We start from the raw sequence: 18,460 nt of genomic DNA, 5'->3' as shown, positions 1-18,460 counted from the left end.
CTATTCGCTAGTCGACGAACACCACGGTCTTTCTACCGTTGAGGATGACTCGATCGTCGAGATGATAGCGAATCGCGCGCGCCAGCACGCGGCGCTCGATGTCGCGGCCTTTGCGAACGAGATCCTCAGGCGTGTCGCGATGGCTGATGCGCTCCACATCCTGGTCAATGATCGGACCTTCGTCGAGATCACGCGTGACGTAATGGGCGGTGGCGCCGATCAGCTTCACGCCGCGCTCATGGGCCTGGTGATAGGGCTTTGCGCCCTTGAAGCCCGGCAGGAACGAGTGGTGGATGTTGATGCAGCGGCCGGACAGCTTGGCCGACAAATCATCCGACAGGATCTGCATGTAGCGGGCAAGCACGACGAGATCGGTCCCGGTCTTGGCGACGAGATCGAGGATCTGCGCCTCCTGCTCGCGCTTGGTCTCCTTGGTCACGGGCAGATAGCGGAACGGGATCTCGCCAAAATCGAGCCCGGCATAGACCTCGCGCGGATGATTGGAGACGATCGCAGCGAGCGTCATCGGCAATTCGCCGGTGCGCCAGCGATAGAGAATATCGACCAGGCAGTGGTCGGACTTCGACACCAGCAGCATCACCTTGCGATGCGCGGCGCGGTCCCGCATCTGCCACTCCATGCCGAAGCGCTCTGCGATCGCGGCAAAGCCGGTCTGGAGCGCGGCCAATTCCACGGCAAGATCGGCCGCGGTGAACACCACGCGCATGAAGAACTTCTTGGTCTCTACGTCGTCGAACTGCTGGGCGTCGAGAATGTTCTGTCCGGAGTTCGCCAGGAAGGTCGACACCGCCGAGACGATGCCGGGGCGATCCGGACAGGACAGGGTCAGCACGTATTGATGATCGGGCATGGCGGTTGAAAAGACGGCTCTTGATAACGGTTTGTGCAGGCCTGCGGAACGATCCGCGATTTTGCGTCCTGCTCTAGCACCACCCCGCCCTTGCGCCAATCCCGACGACGGAGTCAGGATGAACGGACGATTGCGATTTTGGACTGACCGGAGCACGCCCATGGCCGACCGCTTGAACGGCACCCGCATCCTGATCCTGGAGACCCGCGAGGAGGCGCAGTTCTCAAAACTCCTGGCCGAGCAAGGCGCCGAGGTCGTGCAGTGTCCGATGTTCACCATCCAGGATGCGCCGGACGCCGCTCCGGTTGAGGCCTGGATCCGCCGCGCCATCGACAAGCCGTTCGACGACCTCGTGCTGATGACCGGCGAGGGCCTGCGGCGGGTCATGAAGCTCGCGGGCGCACGCGGGCTCGACCAGGCTTTTGTCGCGGCGCTGGCCAAATCGCGAAAATTCACCCGTGGGCCGAAACCCGGCAAAGCCCTGCGCGAACTGTCGCTCGAGGCGCAGCAGACCACGGAGAAGCCGACCACCGAGGGCGTGATCGAGATGCTGGGCAAACTCGATTTGAAGGGACATCGCCTCGGCCTCCAACTTTATCCTGACAAGGACCACAGCGCTTTGATCGGTGCGCTGGCCACGCAAGGTGCAGAGGTCGATACGGTGCTGCCCTACGTCTACGACTCCAAAGCTGCTGATACCAATATCGTTGCCGCCATCGACGATATGGCGGCGGGACGAATCGATTCCATCGCGCTGACCAATCTCGGCCAGGTCCGCCGGCTGATCGAGGCCGCCAAGGTGCATGGCTGCGAGGCGAAGCTGCGCGCGGGATTCGACCGGACGCTGATCGCCTCCGTCGGACCTTCAGTCTCCGGCGAACTCGCCGCGCATGGTTTGCGCACCGACGTATCGCCGCCCGATGAAGCCTTCTTCATGCGCCCGTTGATCTCGGCGATGGCCACGGCGCTTTCCGAGCGGAAGCAGGGAGCCGCAGCGAGGTAGGAGCCGAGCGCAGGGGCGGCCCGCGGTGGCTGCGATTGACACGCGCATCGCCGGCGCTAGTTTGCCCTGCACCAAGAAGAAACAACACAGGCAGGGAATCGCCGTGACACGCGTCATCGCGTTGTGAGCGCAGCCACGCGGCGCTCGGCGCTAGCACCATTCCGCATCCGCAATTATCGCTTTCAATGGCCGTCGGACCTGCTCACCTCCTGGGCGTTCGAGATCGAGACGCTGGTGCTCGGCTGGTACATCCTGGTCGAAACCGGCTCGGTGCTGCTACTGACCGTACTCGCCTCGCTGCAATATGTCGGAACGCTGATCGCTCCTGTGCTCGGGATGGTCGGTGACCGCATGGGTCACCGCGAACTTCTTGTCGTGCTGCGTCTCACCTATACCGTGCTCGCCTCGACCATCATGGTGCTGGCGCTATCAGGCCATCTGGCGCCGCTCAAGGTGATGATCATCGTGACGATCATGGGCCTGATCCGCTCGTCGGATCTCGGTCTTCGCAGCGCGCTGCTCGCCGACATCATGCCGTCAGAACTGCTGGTGGGGGCGATCAGCCTGTCACGCACGACCCAGGACAGCGCCCGCATCGCCGGGGCGCTGACGGGAGCCGGATTGTTCGCAACCTTCGGCATTGGCAAGGTCTATGTGGTAATCGCCTGCCTCTATGTCTTGGCCGCCGGTCTGATGTTCTGCCTGACCCGACTGCCGAAATCCGCCGAGCACCGCCTGGTGGAAAGCCATTCCGGCTCGCGGCTGCTGCGCGATCTCAAGGAAGGCCTCGTCTATTCCTGGAATGGGCCGGCGATGTTGGCCGCGCTGTGTGTCGCATTCCTGGCCAATCTCACCGCCTTTCCGCTGACGAATGGGCTGCTGCCCTACATCGCGCGCGATATCTTTCATACCGATCAGACCGGTCTTGGTTACCTTTCGGCAAGCTTCGCCCTGGGCTCGCTGATCGGCTCCATTACCCTCAGCCTGGTCAGTGGCCTGCGCATTGCCCGGCTTCTGATCGGCGCCACACTGGCTTGGTACACGCTGCTGCTGGTGTTCGTCGAAATCAGGACTATACCCGTGGCGATGGCCTGCCTTGTGCTCGCTGGCATCGCCCAGAGCATGTCGATGATATCGGCTGCCGTGATCCTGATGAAGACAGCCAGCGCGCACCTGCGCGGCCGCGTCATGGGCGTGCGGATGATGGTGATCTACGGCCTGCCGATCGGATTGCTCGCCGCCGGCAGCCTGATTGATCTCATCGGCTTCTCGGCGACGGGCTCGCTCTACGCTGCCGCAGGCTTCATCGCGATGCTCGCGATCGCCATCCGTTGGCGCGCCGACCTCTGGCCGGTGCACGCCCCCGCCAATGCGCGCTAGAGTTCTTGACGCGAACCGGTGTCTACTTCGCTTGAAAACGCTCTAATCCCCGTATCCGCGCAGCCGCTCGACATTGAGAATGGTGACGCCGCCATATTCGAGCCGCAGCAGCCCCTCCTTCTCGAGCCGGTTCAGCGCGCGGTTGGCGTTCTGCCTGGACATGCCGGAGAGCGCGCCGATCTCCTCCTGGGTGATCTCCAGATGCGCGGTCGATTCCGGATAGAGGATCGGGTTGAACAGCGAGGCAATGCTGCGGGCAAGCCGCGACGTCGCATCGAGCGTACGGTTGACCTCGAGCATGCCGATGAACTGGCCGAGCCGCTCGTTGAGCTGACGCACCAAGAAGCGGTTGAAGGCGACGCTGTTCTCGAACAGCCACATGAAGGCGCTACGCTCCATCAGCGCAACGCGACTGTCCCGGAGCGCGACCACGTCGTAGCGGCGCAATTCGTTCTTCAGCACGCTGCCCTCGCCGAACCAGGCGCCTGCTGTGAGCCCCGCAAGGCTGGTCTCCTTGCCGTCGCGTGACACGCCACCCATGCGGGCGAGGCCCCTGACCATGCCGGCCCAATAGTCGAACTTGTCGCCGCGCATGAACACGGTCTCGCCGGTGCGGTAGGACCGCTCGGTGATCCCGCCACGCGCGACCTCGATCTCCGCCGGCGTAAGCTCGCGCGACCAGGCTGCGAAGCGCCTCAGTTGATCCTCTGAAATCATGATCGAGAGGCCAGCCGCACCGTTACGTCACTCCATCCTTTTGTTGCATTGCAGCATATTCGTTCAGGCCGCCATCCTTACGAACGCCCTCGCCCGAAAAACTTTGTCGAGAATTGTCAGCCCGGAGACATTTCAAAATAGCGCTTTCCCCTATTGAGGACCACCTCGGGCGATGCGGCTTTTGATCCCAAACGGGACAAAGGCGGCGCGGCTTGCGGTCGGGACCATGTGCTGCATGGCCTCCCCGGCAGCGCCGTACTAGGATCGCCAGGAGGAGCCGACGAAGAGCGCCGCTGAATGCGCCATCACCGGGAGGGATTTATTTGGTGGCTACCAGTCTCGAAGTGCGCAGCGTGTCCTTGCGATTCGGCGGCGTTCGCGCGCTGACCGACGTCAGCTTCGCCATCAACGAGGGTGAGCTATTCTCGATCATCGGGCCCAACGGGGCCGGCAAGACCTCGATCGTGAACTGTATTTCCGGCCGCTACAAGCCAACCGACGGCCAGCTGTTCTATCAGGGCCGCGACATCACCGGCCTGACGCCGAATGCGCGCCCCAAGCTCGGCATCGGCCGCACCTTCCAGAACCTGGCCCTGTTCCACCACATGAGCGTGCTCGACAATATTATGGTCGGCCGCCATCACCTGCTGAAGAACAATTTCCTCACCGGCTCGCTGTACTGGCTCACCGGCGCGCGCAAGGAGGAGCTCGAGCACCGCCGCAAGGTCGAGGAGATCATCGACTTCCTCGATCTCCAGTCGGTACGCAAGGCGACTGCCGGCACCCTCCCCTATGGCTTGCGCAAGCGCGTCGAGCTCGCCCGCGCCATAGCGCTGGAGCCGCGCCTCATCCTCCTCGACGAGCCGATGGCGGGCATGAATTTGGAGGAGAAGGAGGACATGGCCCGTTACATCGTCGATCTTAACGAGGAGTTCGGGATGACGGTGGTGATGATTGAGCACGACATGGGCGTTGTGATGGACATCTCCCACCGCGTCATGGTGCTGGATTTCGGCCGCAAGATCGCCGAGGGCGATCCTACCGCCGTGCTGGCCGATCCCCACGTCAAGCGCGCCTATCTCGGCGAAGAGGACGAGGCGCTGGTCGATCCAGACGACAAGCCGGCCGCCCCGGAGTGCGCCGCATGATGGATTATGCAGGGCGCGTCGCCCAGGCCGACACCTACCCGAAGATGCTCCGGCTCAATGCCAAGGAGCATGGCAACGAGATCGCGCTTCGCGAAAAGGATCTTGGCATCTGGCGTCCCTTTACCTGGAACGATTACCAGAGCCGCGTGCGCGACTTCGCGCTCGGCCTCGTCGAGCTCGGCCTTGGCCGCGGAGATGTCGTCGGCATCGTCGGCGACAACAGGCCAGACTGGGTTGCTGCGGAAGTCGCCACCCATGCGATCGGCGGACTGAGCCTCGGGCTTTATCGTGACGTGCTGGACGAAGAGGCCTCCTATCTTCTCAATTACGGCGAGGCGCAACTTGTCTTCGCCGAGGACGAGGAGCAGGTCGACAAGCTGCTGACGTTGTCCAAGCGCGTGCCTGATCTCAAGCACATCATCTATTCCGACCCCCGCGGCATGCGGAAATATGAAGACCCGCGCCTGATGTCGGCGGAGAAATTCGCCGAACTCGGCCGCGCCCGCGCGAGGCGCGAGCCGGAGCTCTACGACAAGCTGGTCGATGCGACCAAGGGCGAGGACGTCGCCATCCTCTGCACGACGTCAGGCACCACGTCGCATCCGAAGCTCGCGATGCTCGCCGCCGGCCGCATGCTCGGCCATTGCGCCACCTATCTCGCCTTCGATCCGAAGGGTCCCGACGACGAATATGTCTCGGTGCTGCCGCTGCCCTGGATCATGGAGCAGGTCTATGTGCTTGGCAAAGGCCTGCTCTGCCGGATGAAGATCAACTTCGTCGAAGAGCCGGATACGATGATGAACGACCTGCGCGAGATTGCACCGACATTCGTCCTGTTTGCGCCCCGTGTCTGGGAATCGATCGCAGCCGACGTCCGCGCCAAGGTGATGGACGCAACGCCGTTCAAGCAGCGCCTGTTCGATATCGGCATGAAGTCGGGTCTAGCAGCACTCGAACAGGGTCGGCGCTCGGGTTTTGCCGACGCGATCCTGTTCCGCGCGCTGCGCGACCGGCTCGGCTTCACGCAGCTACGGTCGGCTGCCACAGGCGGCGCAGCGCTCGGCCCTGACACCTTCAAGTTCTTCCAGGCCATGGGCGTACCGCTGCGCACGCTCTACGGCCAGACTGAGCTGCTGGGGGCTTATACGCTGCATCCCGAAGGCAAGGTTGACCCCGACACGACCGGCGTGCCGATGGCCGACACTGTCGAAGTCCGCATCGACAATGCCGACGTCCACGGCGTCGGCGAGATCGTGGTGCGGCACCCCAATATGTTCCTCGGCTATTACAAGAACCCGGAAGCCAGCGTCGCCGACATCAGGGATGGCTGGATGCTGTCGGGCGATGCCGGCTATTTCAACGATAACAAGCAGCTCGTCGTCATCGACCGCATCAAGGATCTCGCCGAGACCTCGCGCGGGGAGCGCTTCTCGCCGCAGTTCATCGAGAACAAGCTGAAGTTCTCGCCCTATATCGCGGAGGCCGTGGTGCTGGGCGCCGGCCGCGACGCGCTCGCGGCGATGATCTGTATCCGCTACTCGATCATCTCGAAATGGGCAGAGAAGAACCGGCTCTCCTTCACAACCTATAGCGACCTCGCCTCGCGTCCCGAAGTCTACGCACTGCTTCAGAAGGAAGTCGAGACCGTCAACGCCACGCTGCCGCCGGCGCAGCGCATCTCACGCTTCCTGCTGCTCTACAAGGAGCTCGATGCGGACGACGGCGAGCTCACCCGCACGAGAAAGGTCCGCCGCGGCGTCATCAACGAAAAATACGGCGGGATCATCGACGCGATCTATCGCGGCGACGCCGACGTCCCCGTCGACACCGTGATCCGCTTCCAGGACGGCACCACTCAGCGCGTGCGAACGACGCTGCGCGTGGTGGACCTCGGCGAACGTGGGCACATCGCGGAGGCTGCGGAGTGACACAGATGGTCGTCGCGAACGGTGCTGCCCTTCGCCTCTCCCAGCTTGAGGCAGCGCTATCTGATATGCACTCCGTCACTTCGAGCCCAGAGGAGCAATCCAGACCATCTCCGCGGAAAGATGCTGGTTTACTCCGCTGCGCTCGCAATGACGATATGAGTGCATAAGGGAGACCAGACATGAACACCGCCTTCCTCATCCAGCTCATGGTCAACGGCCTCGTTGTGGGCACGCTCTATGGCGTGGTCGCGATGTCGTTCGTGCTGATCTACAAGGCCACCCAGGTCGTCAATTTCGCGCAAGGTGAATTGCTGCTGGTCGGCGCCTGGGTGTGCTGGGCGCTGCTCGCCAAATACCAGGTGCCGTTCTGGATCGGCATGCCAATGACGCTGGTGTTCATGTTCGTGTTCGGCATCGCGATCCAGGTGCTGATCCTCAGGCCGATGATCGGCGAACCCATCATTTCTGTCATCATGGTCACGATCGGCCTATCCACCGTGCTCCAAGCGACGCTGAAATGGATGTTCGGGGTCAATCCGCAGCCGTTCCCGCGCGTGTTCGAGAGTCAATCCGTCGGACTGTTCGGCCTCCAGATCCAGACTGTCTATGTCATGAGCCTCGTGGTCTCGCTCGCGATGATGATCGGCATGGCCTGGTTCTTCCGCGCCTCAAAGTATGGTCTTGCGATGCGCGCTACCGCGTTCAACCAGCAAGTCGCGCAGTCGCTCGGCATCTCCGTCAAGAGCGTGTTCGCGATGGCCTGGGCGATCTCCGCGACCGTCTCCGCGGTCGCGGGCGTCGTGGTCGCCGTGGTGAACGGTGTATCGTCGGGCCTTGCGGCCTACGGCATCAAAGTATTTCCGGCGGCGATCCTCGGCGGGCTCGATTCCGTCGGCGGCGCGGTGCTCGGCGGCATCATCATCGGCCTGCTCGAGAACGTCGCGCAATATGTCGACAGCCAGTACCTGCACTGGGGCAATCTCTACGAGATCGCGCCATTCTACGTCCTCATCATCGTGCTGATGATCAAGCCCTACGGCCTGTTCGGCACCCACGACATCGAGCGGATTTGACCTATGGCCGGCCCTGCCCTCGTCCCTGCTGGTGATTTCCGCACCTCCTACGCGGCCGACAGCACGATCTTCCCAACCACGACCAGCCGCAACTTTGCGATCATAGGCGTGCTGCTGCTCTGCCTCGTGCCGCAAGTCCTTGGCGGATACTGGCTCAGCATTCTCATCCAGATCGGCATCTTCGCGATCGCCGCGCTCGGCCTCAACATCCTGGTCGGCTTCACCGGCCAGATCTCGATCGGCCACGCCGCCTTCTTCCTGCTCGGCGCCTTCACCTCGGCCTTCATCTCCAACAACGCACCGATCCCGGTGTTCTTCGCGATCCCGCTGGCCGGTTTCGTCACCGCGCTGGTCGGGCTGATCTTCGGCGTTCCCGCGGCGCGGCTGAAGGGTCTCTACCTCGTCATCGCGACGCTCGCAGCGCAATACATCCTGCTCGACTTTTTCTCCCGTGCCGAATGGTTTTCGGGAGGCTCCGTGCCGGCGAGCGCCGAGCCATTCTCGATTCTGGGCTACACCCTGCGCGGCGATAAGCAATATTTCTACGTCGTGCTGGCCTATGTGCTCGCTAGCTACGTCCTTGTCACGAATCTGATGCGCACACGCGACGGCCGGGCGCTGGTGGCGATCCGCGACCATTACCTCTCGGCAGAGATCATGGGCATCAACCTCACCAAATACCGCACGCTGTCGTTTGGCCTGGCCGCCTTCTTCGCCGGCATCGCCGGCGCGCTCTATGCGCATTACCAGCTCGTGGTCTCGCAGGAAGGCTTCGGCATCGAGCGCTCGATCCTGTTTCTCGCCATGATCATCATTGGCGGCACTGGCTCGATCATGGGTACGCTGATGGGCACCGCCTTCATCGTGCTGCTGCCGGAGTCCATGGAATGGGTCAGTCTGCATCTGAAGGGCGGCGCGATCGACCGGGCGCTGTCGCTCAACAACAACCTGACCTTCCTGCGCGAGATCGCAATCGGACTCATCATCATCGTGTTCCTGATGTTCGAGCCTGACGGGCTCGCGCATCGCTGGCGGCAGATCAAAGCCTATTGGAAACTCTACCCGTTCTCGTATTGAGCGCGGCTGTCTCAACAAACCAATAACAGGAGGAAACGACCCATGAAGACAAAAAGCCTTTTGAGCACCGCTTCCCTTGCGCTCGCGATCGCGGCATTCTCGGCCGGCGCGCACGCGCAGATCTCGATCGGCCATCTCGAGGACCGCTCGGGCGGCACTGCCGACGTCGGTACTCCGTTCGGCCAGGCCGTTGCCGACACCTTCGCCTGGGTGAACAAGAACGGCGGCGTCGGCGGCAAGCAGATCAATGTCGACACCAATGACTATGGCTACCAGGTACCGCGCGCAATCGCGCTCTACAAGAAGTGGTCGGCGCCCGACAACAAGGTCGCCGCGATCATGGGTTGGGGCACGGCGGATACAGAAGCGCTGACCGGCTTCCTCGCGCAGGATAAGATCCCTGATATGTCCGGCTCCTACGCCGCGGCGCTATCGGACCCTGAAGGCGCCAGCGGCAAGGCCAAGCCGGCGCCCTACAACTTTTTCTATGGCCCGACTTATTCCGACGCGCTGCGCGCGATGCTGATGTGGGCGGCCGAGGACTGGAAGGCCAAGGGCAAGCCGGGCAAGCCGAAATACGTCCACATGGGCGCCAACCATCCCTACCCGAACGCCCCGAAGGCTGCCGGCGAGGCGTTAGCCACTGAGCTCGGCTTCGAGGTGCTGCCACCACTCGTCTTCGCGCTGAGCCCCGGCGACTACAGCAGCCAGTGCCTCAGTCTGAAGAGTTCGGGCGCCAACTACGCCTATCTCGGCAACACCCCCCAATCCAATGTGTCGGTGCTGAAGGCCTGTAAGGCTGCGAACGTCGACGTTCAATTCCTCGGCAACGTCTGGGGCATGGACGAGGCCGGCGCCAAAGCCGCCGGCGATGCCGCGGACGGCGTGGTGTTTCCGCTGCGCACGGCAGTGAGCTGGGGCGGAGATGCGCCCGGCATGAAGACCGTGATGGAAATCTCCAAGATGTCGGACCCCACCGGCAAGGTCTACCGGCCCGTGCACTACGTCGCGGCCGTCTGCTCGGCGCTCTACATGAAGGAAGCGCTCGATTGGGCCGCCAAGAACGGTGGCACCACCGGAGAAAACGTGGCCAAGGGATTCTACCAGAAGAAGGACTGGGTACCGGCTGGGATGGAGGGCGTTTGCAACCCCTCGACCTGGACCGAGAAGGACCATCGCGGGACTATGAAGGTCGACCTCTATCGCACGAAGGTGTCGGGCGCGACCGATGGTGACATCAACGACCTCATGGGCAAGGGCACGATCAAGCTCGAGAAGGTCAAGTCGGTCGAGCTGCCCCGCAAGCCGGAATGGTTCGGCTGGTAACGCGATCTCGGACGAATGGCCGGGCAAAAGCGCGAAGCGCGTCTTCGCCCAGATGTCCCGGCCATCCGCGTCTAACCGTCAGCACAAGGGATGCCGGGGAGAGCCCGGGCCTGACGAGCGCGGCAAATTGGTGGCACCTATCATGACTGACACACTCGAAGCATCTCACGCTATCCCGACCGTCGTCCCTGCGCCGCCCCTCCTCGCCGTGCGCAACATCGAGGTCGTCTATGATGACGTCATCCTGGTGCTGCGCGGCCTCAGCCTCGACGTGCCCAAGGGCGCGATCGTCGCGCTGCTTGGGGCCAATGGTGCCGGCAAGTCGACGACACTCAAGGCGATCTCCGGGCTGCTCAAGACCGAGGACGGCGAGGTCACGCGCGGCGAGATCCTGTTCGAGGGCGAGCCCATCGCCGGCATCGATCCCGACAAGATCGTCCGCCGCGGCATCTTTCAGGTGATGGAGGGTCGGCGCATCGTCGCCGACATGACATCGCTGGAAAACCTCAGGCTCGGCGCATTCACCCGCCGGGATCGCGAGGTCGATGCCGATCTCGATATGGTCCTCAATTACTTCCCGCGCCTGAAGGAGCGCACGGGCCTCGCCGGCTATCTCTCCGGCGGCGAGCAGCAGATGCTGGCGATCGGCCGCGCGCTGATGGCGCGCCCGAAGATGATCCTGATGGACGAGCCGTCGATGGGCCTGTCACCGCTGCTGGTGAAAGAGGTGTTCTCGATCATCCAGAAGATCAACCGCGACCTCGGCGTCACCATCCTTTTGGTCGAACAGAACGCGCGCGCCGCGCTGTCGGTGGCAAGCCACGGCTACATCATGGAGCAAGGCAAGATCGTGCTCGACGGCACCGCCGACGAATTGCGCGACAACGAGGATGTCAAAGAATTCTACCTCGGCGGCGCCGGCGATCAGCGCAAGAGTTTCAAGAACCTCAAGAGCTTCAAGCGCCGCAAACGATGGCTTTAGCATTTTCGAGCGAAGTGGGAGCCGGTTCACGTGAAGAAAACGCGTCAAAGCAGAAGCGCCTTTAACCCAGCACCTGCTCCGCTTCCGTGACCGCGCAGAGAACATGATAGAACGACGACGCAGGAATGGTGTCGATCAGCGATTTGCCGTCGCTGTCGAACTGGTCGTACCAGCCGCCCCGCACGGGATGGCTGAGATAGTAACGTTCGAGCCGCACAAGCGACGCGCGCGCTTCATCCGCCGCGCCGGCCTCGCCGGACTCGGCCTGTGCGATCCACGCTTTCGCGATCTCGGTCTGCGGCCACAGCCGGCGCGTCGAGCGGCGGACGTTGCCGGCGACGTCGCCCTCGTCAACGAGACAGCCGGTGGCCGCATCGCGGTTGCGCATCGCGGTCGCAAGCAGCTCCGCGCGCCGCTGGCCAGTCGGGCAGCCGGTGATGCGCTCAAACCCTTTCAGCAGCCAGACCCACTCGGCCTGGTGGCCGGCCTCGACGCTGACAGGCTCGATCTTCGACCAATCCTCCTCGAAATATTCCCCGAGCGCGCACGTCCGCTTGTCGTAGAGATTGGCAAGGAACAGCGCGAAGAACTCGCCGGCACGATTCTGGAACGACAGATCGTGGGTCGCGTCGAAACACGCGATCATCGCCTCGAACATATGCATTTGCGGATTCTGCCGGCGCGGCAGCGAGACCGGCAGGCCTTCGTGCACGCCCCCGTGCGGCGAGCGCAGATGGCCGTCGAGGAAACCAAGCAGCGCGTCGACCTCGGCGCGAATTTGAGCGTCATGGTCGAGCGCATAGACGGTTGCCAGCGCAAACAGGATGAAGGCGTGATCGTAGGCATCGCGCCGCGAATCCAGCACCGTGCCTTCGGGCGTCAGCCGATGCACATAGCCGGGCTTGCCGTCGGGGGCCTTGGCCTTCGCCAGGAGGTGCTCGAGACCCTTCAATGCGATGGCGCGGCCTTGCGGATACCAGCCCATCAGGGCCGCCTTGGCGTAACAATAGATCTGCCGCGCCTGCACGAACACGCGCCGCGGCGCAGACACATCCGGCGTACCGTCGCGGTGCAACCGGTCGATGAAACCGCCTGCCTGATGGTCCCAGCCGGCGGTCGACCACAACGGGATCGCGTCCTCGATCATGCGGCGCTTCAGGCGCGCGACGACCTCAGCCGTCTCCTCCACCGGAATAATGCTCCCGTTCGCCATCGCGTCCTCTCCACGCCCAACCCATGGCCGTCTGATACCCATGCGAGCAGCGGCGTGCAACGGATGCCAACCCGGAAAGATCTGCCATGACCGCCCATTACGACATACGCGAGACGCGCGAGCCTGCGGCGCGCGAGGCCGATTTGTTCGCTCGCCTGCCGGACGTGCTGCGCAGCGCAATGGCCGCCCCGGCCTATGCCGCGCGATTCAAGGGCATCGATCCGGCCTCCGTGACCTCCCGGGCGGCGCTGGCGCGCCTGCCCGTGCTGCGCAAGTCGGAACTGCCGGCCTTGCACAAGGCCTCCCGGCCCTTCGGGGGCTTTGTCGCGGCGCCCGCCGGATCATTCGCGCGCCTGTTCACCTCACCGGGCCCGATCTTCGAGCCGGAGGGACGGCAGGCGGACCCCTGGCGCGGCGCGCGAGCGCTGTTTGCCGCCGGGTTCCGGCCAGCGGACATTGTGCTCAATACATTCAGTTACCACCTCACCCCCGGCGGCTTCATCTTCGATTCCTCCGCACGCGCGCTCGGCTGCGCCGTGATTCCCGCCGGTCCGGGTAATGTGGAGCAGCAGTTGGAGCTGATCGAGGCCTATCGACCTATTGGCTACAGCGGCACGCCTGATTTCCTAAAAATTCTGCTCGATGCCGCAGCGACGGCCGGGCGCGACGCCTCCTCGATCAAGCGCGCGCTCGTGTCCGGCGCGGCATTTCCGCCATCCCTCCAGGCCGAGATCAAGGCGCACGGCATCGACGCCTACCAGGCGTTCGGCACCGCCGATCTTGGCCTTATCGCATTCGAGACCGAGGCGCGTGATGGCATGGTCGTGAACGAAGATCTGATCATAGAGCTCGTTCAGCCTGGTACAGGCGATCCTGTAACCCCGGGGGAAGTGGGCGAGATCGTGGTAACTTCGCTCGACCCGCTTCATCCGTGGATACGCCTTGCAATCGGTGACCTTACGGCAGCGCTGCCAGGACCGAGCAAATGCGGCCGTACCAATATGCGCATCAAGGGCTGGATGGGCCGCGCAGACCAGACCACCAAGATCAAGGGCATGTTCGTCCGTCCCGAGCAGATCAAGGAGATTGGCGCCCGTCACCCTGAGCTGGAGCTCCTAAGACTCATCGTCACTCGTGAAGACCAAACCGACGTGATGACGCTCAAAGCCGAGTGCGCGACAACCAGCGCCATACTGACCGATCAAGTCGAGATGAGCTTACGAAATATCACGAAACTGCGCGGCAAGGCCGAGATTGTTCCGCCCGGATCACTTCCGAAGGACGGCAAGATCATATCGGATGAGCGCTGACCTTCGTATGGCGCACAACAGGGTACAAGAGGTTGGAGCGACCGCTTCACCAATCCAAGCGCATTGACAAAGAGCCATAGAGATCACAAGAACGCGCGTATCCCGGGGTTCAGGCGCGCTAACGAGGCACTGCCCGCCCTTTGTTGCCTGGAGTAATTACAGCTCCAAAACGCGCGAATAGATGGTCGGTGCATAAGATGAGAATTGGATTAGAATCCCGTCTGTTAGATGGACCATTGACCGGCGTAGGGAACTACACCTTTCGGATCCTGGATGCCATTCTTCAAGGTCATCCTGAAATCGACTATCGCGGGTTCGGTGTTGGCTCCTGGAGCTCGCTCGATCTGAATTCATTGCGTCGAATAGCAGAAATGGATCGATCATCGAACAATGGTTCTGCTGGTGCCAACAGGCCGCTGACGCAAAAGGCCGGTGCGTTTTTTCGCTCGAAACTCGCTCGGCTCGGCTACGCACAAGCAATATACCGCAAACGGTTTTCTCGCAGCGTCCGCAGTCAATCGCTCGACCTCTTTCACGCCTTCAACTATCTTCCGGCCGCCGATCCTGGCGTTGTTACCCTGCCTGTCGTTTATGATCTTTCTTTTGTGCGATATCCGGACTTCCATCCCGTCGATCGGCTGCGTGCCTTGGAAGGACTGGCATGGGTGATTGAGCGAGCTCCCATGGTCCAAACCATCTCAGAATTCAGCAGAAACGAGATTGCAAGATTTTACGGCTACGACAAGGAAAGGATTTTTGTCGCACCGCCGGCAGCTGCCAGCATTTTTCGTCCTCTCGGACTGCAGGTAACCACATCTGAAATCGCCCGATACGATATTACGGCTGGAAACTATTTGTTGAGCGTTGGCACCTTGGAGCCTCGCAAGAATCTGCGAACGCTCGTTGCCGCTTATTCAAACGTCTCGAAGTCAATTCGTGACCGCTTGCCGCTGATCGTGGTGGGTGGAAAAGGATGGGGAGAACTCGATCTGCCTCAATCAACTGCGGGTCTCGTCCACGAAGGCTCCCTGAGGTTCATCGGATCAATCAGCAACCCCGATCTGCGAAGCCTCTATGAGGGCGCACGTGCCCTGCTCTATCCTTCGGTCTACGAGGGCTTTGGCATGCCTGTGGTCGAGTGCATGGCCTGCGGCACAAGCGTTATTCACAGCTCACGCACGTCCATGGACGAAATAACAGCGGGCCTGGCGCCGACTGTGGACGCGCTGGACGTCGATGCGTGGTCCGAACAGATCACAAAACTCGCTCAATCCTATCCATCCGATCAACGCAGTTATCGAGATCAACTGCTTGGACGAGCGAGCTCGTTTAGCTGGAGCGAGAGCGCAGAAAAAGTGCTGCAAGGTTACAAAGCTATTATGCAACGGGGGGTACAACAATAACTTTCGGGAAACCATGACTCTCTTAACGAACCGCCAGCACGACCAATTCACGCGCATTTAGATCAAATTTCAGCAAATCTTTGGCGCATCAGTCTCCCGCCAGGCTTCGAAGGCATCTCCCTTTGAACGTGCTCTGATGCATAGTTAAGCGATGCTTTCGCAACAGCATAAAACCCCTTCGAGCCTTTGCACTGAATCTCAGAGCCTTATCGATATGACTCCGCTCGAGGATGAGCGTCGCGACGGAAGATCGCACGCCCGTCTCAGGGGAGAGGGTCGATGTGCATTTTGTGCGATTTGCTGGGAATGGGTCTGCATGCCGCCGGTGCGACGGATGGATCGGGGACAGCTGCAGCATCCGGGATCGCAGCTGGAAACGTGGTCACCGCGACGGGAAATCGCGACGTTGACGGATTGCTCTCCGGCTACAAATGGACGAACACGACGGTTAGCTACAGCTTTCCGAGCTCAGCCAGCGTTTACCCCGCCGGATATGGCTGGAGCGAGCCAAGCAACGGCTTTTCCCCACTCTCGGCAACCGAACAAACCCTTGTCAAAGCGATCATGGGTCAGGTTTCGGCGCTTACAAACCTCAATCTTGTGTATGCCGGCACCGGTTCAGGGGACATTCAACTTGCGCATTCTTCGGACGCCAATCCCACCGCCTACACCTATTATCCCGACGGGAGCATCGAGGGCGGCGATATCTGGTTCGGCACATCCTACAACTACACATCACCGCGTACTGGTGACTATTCGACCCTGACGCACATCCACGAAATCGGCCACGCGCTGGGATTGAAGCATAGCTTCGAGGCAGGTGGAGTGGCCAACGTTACGGTGCCATCTGCTCATGACTCGCTCGAATATACTGTCATGAGCTATCGCAGCTACCAGAACGGCCCGATGACGGGATATACTAACGAGCAGTACGGGTATCCTACCAGCTTCATGATGGACGATATTCTTGCGCTGCAGACAATGTACGGCGCTGACTATGGCACGAACAGCGGCAACACTGTTTACACCTGGAGCCCCACCACCGGACAGGAATTTATCAATGGCGTCGCACAGTCGATGCCCGGAGCCAATCGGGTTTTCACAACCGTATGGGATGGCGGCGGCCACGATACTTACGACTTCTCAAGTTACACAACGAGCTTAAGCATCAATCTTAATCCCGGAGCGTACTCCGTTCTCTCGACTGCCCAGCTAGCCTATCTCGGAAATGGAAATTACGCGCACGGCAACGTCTACAACGCCTATCTCTACAACAACGACGCCCGCTCATATATCGACGACGCCATCGGCGGCAGCGGCAACGACATCATCATCGGCAACGCCGCAGACAATGTTTTGAAGGGCGGAGCGGGCAATGACACCTTGCAGGGTGGAGGCGGACACGACACTCTCGTGGGCGGCTCCGGAAACGATAGCTTCGTTTACGGCCTCCATGACGGCATCGATATCATCAGCGATTTCACAGCCGTTACGGGGACAAGCAACAGCGATACGGTTGTTCTTAATGGGATTACAGGCGTCAACACCTTTGCTGACGTATTGTCGCACCTATCTCAGGTCGGCTCTGATGCGGTGCTCGATTTTGGCACAGGCGCGACGCTGACCTTGGCTAACGTGTCGGCTTCCAGTCTTACCGCTGGCGATTTTCAGTTCAAGGCGGCTGCTCCGCCAACCCAAATCACCGATATTGTTTTGAAGAGCGGAATCGTGACCGCCGTTGTCGATGACAGTTATAATAACGCGACCATTCAGGTCACCAGTACCGGGGTGAACATCACGACGACCAATGGCTTCAGCGGCTACACGGACGCGCAACGCGTACAGTTCTCCGACGCGGTGATCGCCTTCGATGTCAACGGGACAGCCGGTTTTGCTTATCGACTCTATCAAGCCGCCTTTGACCGAACGCCGGATCTGGCTGGCCTTAGCGTAAACACTCACATTCTCGATACCGGACTAACATTGACGCAGATGAGCGCAGCATTTGTGGTCAGCACGGAGTTTACCAATCTGTATGGCGCCAGCGTTTCGAACTCGCAATTTCTTACCAATCTTTACGCCAACATCCTGAATCGCACCCCCGACCCGACCGGCTTCGCGGGCTGGCTGCATATCCTCGATACAAACCAGGCAGATCGCGCTCAACTATTGCTTGGTTTTTCCGAGAGCCCCGAGAATCACTCGCTAGTCGATCCAGCGATCGTGACAGGCATTCGTCTTGATCCGCACTACATGATTTAGCTGATAATGCCCTCGCCGAGTGTCGCCGCCGGCAGGCCTATGCGGGCAACGTTTTCCACGGCGATCGATGATTCCCGCTATGCGGAGTTGTGATTCAGCATCTTCCAGGCGAAGGGCGGGGCTTGATGGAAGCTGTCCGCCCGGAGGTGGAGGGGAAGAGGATTGAATCGCGTCTGGCGCGGGCCGCGCGGTGCTCATCGCGTGGACGATCGCCTGTGATCGGCGGAATTCTTCCCATGCCGTGCCCAGGCGGCACGCTGGCAAGACTCTCCGGCGGATTGTGGTTCTTATGCGACAATCTATAACCGCTTCAATCGCTGGAGCCGCCAGGGTGGTTGGAGCGCCGTGACCGGCTCAACCGGACGGGTCGGGACGGTGTCCATCGACGCCTCAGATCAAAGCCACCGCTCGGCGGCAGCGTAAAAATGCGGGGACTTCCGGCAGGCGGTCGGCCGCTCGCGAGGCGGACGCACCGCTAAATCCACTCACGGGATACCACGGGCCTTCGATCCCTTTCGTTGTAGCTCCGGCAACCGCCATTACCCGCGGCGCGCAATCGGGTGCCTGCCGGTTCCTGCTTGATGATTTGCTGACAGAGCCTATGACCAAGCAACCTACGTGAGTGGTCAGCGAGCGCGGAACGGACAGCAATCGCGCAAGTATCCGCAACATCAAAGCTTACCAAGCACGCAGCCTCATCGAGCGCGTCTTTTGGTCGTGTCCCCGGTGGTGGTGTAGCTCGGTAGAGCAAAGCCGCCCGGACGCGC

The 18,460-nt window shown here is 61.4% G+C and carries 14 protein-coding genes; 11 read left to right on the top strand and 3 right to left on the bottom strand.

All coding sequences use genetic code 11. From position 1 onward, the window contains the following. Positions 1-7: 7 nt before the first annotated feature. The gene (purU, locus tag Q0687_RS09820) at positions 8-871 is read right to left on the bottom strand and encodes a formyltetrahydrofolate deformylase (RefSeq protein WP_298875243.1); all 864 of its coding nucleotides are present in this window, start codon (positions 869-871) and stop codon (positions 8-10) included. A gap of 160 nt (positions 872-1,031) precedes the next feature. On the opposite strand from purU, the gene Q0687_RS09815 reads away from it, so the two are divergent. Both Q0687_RS09815 and Q0687_RS09810 read left to right on the top strand, forming a co-directional pair. Beyond that, a complete protein-coding gene (locus tag Q0687_RS09815) occupies positions 1,032-1,874 on the top strand; it encodes a uroporphyrinogen-III synthase (RefSeq protein ID WP_298875240.1) in 843 nt (280 codons plus the stop codon). Between the two features lie 123 nt (positions 1,875-1,997). Further along, complete coding sequence (locus Q0687_RS09810; protein WP_298875237.1) at positions 1,998-3,254, top strand: MFS transporter; 1,257 nt, start codon at positions 1,998-2,000, stop codon at positions 3,252-3,254. Positions 3,255-3,296: 42 nt separating this feature from the next. Here the strand turns inward: Q0687_RS09810 and Q0687_RS09805 are convergent, their stop codons facing one another. After that, positions 3,297-3,971 (bottom strand): Crp/Fnr family transcriptional regulator, encoded by a 675-nt coding sequence (locus Q0687_RS09805; RefSeq protein ID WP_298875234.1) that lies wholly within the window; start codon positions 3,969-3,971, stop codon positions 3,297-3,299. Positions 3,972-4,297: 326 nt separating this feature from the next. Between Q0687_RS09805 and Q0687_RS09800 the strand changes: the two genes are divergently transcribed. The 6 genes from Q0687_RS09800 to Q0687_RS09775 all read left to right on the top strand — a co-directional run bounded on the left by Q0687_RS09800 (position 4,298) and on the right by Q0687_RS09775 (position 11,505). Further along, positions 4,298-5,119, top strand: a complete 822-nt coding sequence (locus tag Q0687_RS09800) for an ABC transporter ATP-binding protein (RefSeq protein ID WP_298875231.1) — start codon at positions 4,298-4,300, stop codon at positions 5,117-5,119. Next, the gene (locus Q0687_RS09795) at positions 5,116-7,047 is read left to right on the top strand and encodes a long-chain fatty acid--CoA ligase (protein ID WP_298875229.1); all 1,932 of its coding nucleotides are present in this window, start codon (positions 5,116-5,118) and stop codon (positions 7,045-7,047) included. Before Q0687_RS09800 ends, Q0687_RS09795 begins: the two co-directional genes overlap by 4 nt. Before the next feature lie 179 nt (positions 7,048-7,226). Continuing rightward, a complete protein-coding gene (locus tag Q0687_RS09790) occupies positions 7,227-8,120 on the top strand; it encodes a branched-chain amino acid ABC transporter permease (RefSeq protein WP_298875226.1) in 894 nt (297 codons plus the stop codon). A gap of 3 nt (positions 8,121-8,123) precedes the next feature. Further along, positions 8,124-9,197 (top strand): branched-chain amino acid ABC transporter permease, encoded by a 1,074-nt coding sequence (locus Q0687_RS09785; protein WP_298875224.1) that lies wholly within the window; start codon positions 8,124-8,126, stop codon positions 9,195-9,197. 42 nt (positions 9,198-9,239) lie between these two features. Continuing rightward, positions 9,240-10,523: an ABC transporter substrate-binding protein gene (locus tag Q0687_RS09780; RefSeq protein ID WP_298875221.1), complete on the top strand. Its 1,284-nt coding sequence runs from the start codon at positions 9,240-9,242 to the stop codon at positions 10,521-10,523. A gap of 142 nt (positions 10,524-10,665) precedes the next feature. Continuing rightward, entirely contained in the window at positions 10,666-11,505 is an 840-nt protein-coding gene (locus tag Q0687_RS09775) for an ABC transporter ATP-binding protein (RefSeq protein ID WP_298875218.1), read from the top strand. Between the two features lie 61 nt (positions 11,506-11,566). Here Q0687_RS09775 and Q0687_RS09770 read toward each other — a convergent pair whose 3' ends face one another. Then, on the bottom strand, positions 11,567-12,718 hold the full coding sequence (locus Q0687_RS09770; RefSeq protein ID WP_298875215.1) for an AGE family epimerase/isomerase: 1,152 nt from the start codon (positions 12,716-12,718) through the stop codon (positions 11,567-11,569). A gap of 86 nt (positions 12,719-12,804) precedes the next feature. Here Q0687_RS09770 and Q0687_RS09765 point away from each other — a divergent pair, with 86 nt between their 5' ends. The 3 genes from Q0687_RS09765 to Q0687_RS09755 all read left to right on the top strand — a co-directional run bounded on the left by Q0687_RS09765 (position 12,805) and on the right by Q0687_RS09755 (position 17,693). After that, the gene (locus tag Q0687_RS09765; RefSeq protein ID WP_298875212.1) at positions 12,805-14,028 is read left to right on the top strand and encodes an AMP-binding protein; all 1,224 of its coding nucleotides are present in this window, start codon (positions 12,805-12,807) and stop codon (positions 14,026-14,028) included. Between the two features lie 236 nt (positions 14,029-14,264). Then, on the top strand, positions 14,265-15,431 hold the full coding sequence (locus Q0687_RS09760; RefSeq protein WP_298875209.1) for a glycosyltransferase family 1 protein: 1,167 nt from the start codon (positions 14,265-14,267) through the stop codon (positions 15,429-15,431). A gap of 279 nt (positions 15,432-15,710) precedes the next feature. Next, the gene (locus tag Q0687_RS09755) at positions 15,711-17,693 is read left to right on the top strand and encodes a DUF4214 domain-containing protein (RefSeq protein ID WP_298875206.1); all 1,983 of its coding nucleotides are present in this window, start codon (positions 15,711-15,713) and stop codon (positions 17,691-17,693) included. The last annotated feature ends 767 nt before the right edge of the window (positions 17,694-18,460 follow it).

The sequence above is a fragment of the uncultured Bradyrhizobium sp. genome (genome assembly GCF_936928535.1).
Classification (GTDB): domain Bacteria; phylum Pseudomonadota; class Alphaproteobacteria; order Rhizobiales; family Xanthobacteraceae; genus Bradyrhizobium.
Note: the sequence above shows the minus strand (reverse complement) of the source record. Positions and strands in the feature narration are given on the sequence as shown.